Origin of the sequence: Halorubrum sp. AD140, assembly GCF_034497445.1 — an archaeon.
GTDB lineage: Archaea > Halobacteriota > Halobacteria > Halobacteriales > Haloferacaceae > Halorubrum.
On the sequence record NZ_JAXRUU010000131.1, the window covers coordinates 1 to 2,217 of the forward strand.

Sequence of the window (2,217 nt, forward strand, 5' to 3'; positions counted from 1 at the left end):
TCCTGTTCCTGATCGACGCCGACGGGGATCTGTTGTTGAGCGTCAGTCATTTTGGTCCTCGTTTGGCGGCTCAACGGAGTTGTGACACGAACGACAGAGCGTTACGAGGTTATCCAGCGTGTTCGCGTCTTCGGGGGACTGAAACGTACGGATCGGTGCTTTATGATGAACGTCTAATCCGATGTCAGTTCGGTTCCTGTGTTCGGACTGCGTGATGCCGCACCGCCGACATTCGTAGTCGTCTCGCCGAAGGGCTTTCCGCCGCTGTTTCGCCCAGTTGTCGCCATAGTACTCGTCTACACCCCCCTTCCAGCGATGATGTAGCTCTCCGGGCTGTGAACCGACCGTCCTCGTCTCAATTCCGTGGTCATGTAACCAGTCATGAACTGTGGACGGGGCACAGTCGAGTCGTTCCGCTATCGCGTACGTACTCATCCCGTCAGCGAGGTACATCGACCTGAGCTTCGATTCGTGCTGAAGTGCTGCCGGTGTTTCGTGATTGTACGACCGCGTTTCGATATCGTGCCGATGTATCCACTCCGCTATCGCCCGCCGACCGCAACCGAGTTCCAAGGCGATCTCGTCCATGGTCATTTCCGACTCGACGTACAGTTCACGCAGCGTCTCCTCGTCGTGCCACGGCTGTTCCGTTCGCGTCCGACTCGTGTCGATCTCGAATTGGTTTAGCCAGTTATGAACGGTTGCCTGACTACACTCTAATTCGTCCGCGATGTCGGCTTCGCTCAGTCCCTGTTGACGAAGGGATCGAAGCCGTTCCTCGTCTTCCCAGGGTTTGGATTTCTCGAGGTCGTGCTTTTTTAGCCAATTCTCGATAGTCTTGCGGCTACATCCGAGCTTCTCGCCCACCTCTCTCGTCGTGAGGTCCTCCTCAACATACAGCGATCGGAGACGGTCCGCCCGCCTCCACGGGGCTTCCTCGATCATTTCACACACCCGGTTCGCCCGTAGGTGAGAGTCCCGTTCATGCTGGGTACTGGTCATGTGATTTCACATAACTCTTCAGGAGGTTGGAACAGCCCGAACGGTGCCGTCGCGTCGCCGCCGATCCCCTCGCTGACGTCCGCGACGTGGATCGCCTCCTCCTCGCTCATACCCGTGAGAGGTGGCGCCCGCCTCATAAACTATCGCCTCGCTCGTCGGGCGGTAGGGTCGTTCGGTCGCGTCGATCGCGACCGAGCCGCGTTCCGCGGTCCGCAAGACGTATGTCGCCGCCGGGAGTCCGACCGCGCATGGACACCGAGAACACCCTCCTCAACGCGCTCGTCGGCGCGATCGCGTCGGCCGTCCTCTCGTTCACCGGTATCTCACCCCTCCTCGGCGGCGCGGTCGCCGGGTATTTAAATGGCGACGACGGGCTCCGGGTCGGCGCGCTCTCCGGCGCGATCGCGTCGATCCCTATCGTCGGACTGCTGCTGCTCGCGCTGGTTATCCTTCCGTTTCTGGGCGTCTTCGGGTTCCCGCTCGAAGTCGGCCTCGCGGCCGGGGGGATCGTCGTCGTCGCGGCTATCATCGTGTTGGGCGGGGTCGCCTACACCGTTGTACTGAGCGCGCTCGGCGGCCTGCTGGGCGTGTACGTGAAAAACGAGCTGTAAGTCGGCCGCTGTTACCGATCTATTTCGTGTCGGCGACGAACGCCGTCGGAGTCCCAGCCGTGAGGCGGCCAGACGCTCGCTGTCGTTCGAAAATCAAACAACGGTGTGACGGATACGACGTACGTAGCTGGCGGAAGCGTTTCAGCGTGTTTGCGGGGGAGCACCCCCGAGCGGCTTCAGTCAACGTTATCACGTCGAATGTGCCGGCATGAAGTGAGAGAGATTGGAGCCGACGGAGTCATGCGTTAGTGAGTTGTCCACCCACCGTCGATCGGGAGATTGACTCCAGTGATGTACGAGGCCTTGTCCGAAACGAGAAAGGCGGCCGGTTCGGAGATCTCTTCCGGTTCAGCGATACGACTGATCGGTGTCTGGCTGAGGACAAACTCGTAGAACGACTCGTCATTAAGCTCCGAGTCTGTCATTTCGGTCTCGACGAAGCCGGGACAAATACTGTTCACTCGGACGCCGGCATCAGCGTAATCAACGGCCGTTGTCCGAGTGAAGTTGACGACCGCGCCCTTAGCGGTCGCATACGCAGCCGTCTGGGGTCCCCCGACGAGCCCAAATACCGACGCAACGTTGAGCACCGCCCCCGAAGACT

At 60.1% G+C, this 2,217-nt stretch carries 3 protein-coding genes; 1 reads left to right on the forward strand and 2 read right to left on the reverse strand.

Annotated features, from left to right (window positions below):
* Window positions 1-42: 42 nt before the first annotated feature.
* Window positions 43-945 (reverse strand): helix-turn-helix domain-containing protein, encoded by a 903-nt coding sequence (locus U4E84_RS16640; RefSeq protein ID WP_322533223.1) that lies wholly within the window; start codon window positions 943-945, stop codon window positions 43-45.
* A 305-nt stretch (window positions 946-1,250) separates the two neighbouring features.
* On the opposite strand from U4E84_RS16640, the gene U4E84_RS16645 reads away from it, so the two are divergent.
* Window positions 1,251-1,613, forward strand: a complete 363-nt coding sequence (locus U4E84_RS16645) for a DUF5518 domain-containing protein (protein WP_322533224.1) — start codon at window positions 1,251-1,253, stop codon at window positions 1,611-1,613.
* A 245-nt stretch (window positions 1,614-1,858) separates the two neighbouring features.
* Here the strand turns inward: U4E84_RS16645 and U4E84_RS16650 are convergent.
* Window positions 1,859-2,217 (reverse strand): SDR family oxidoreductase (locus tag U4E84_RS16650; protein ID WP_322533225.1); only part of this gene is annotated, 359 nt, incomplete at its 5' end.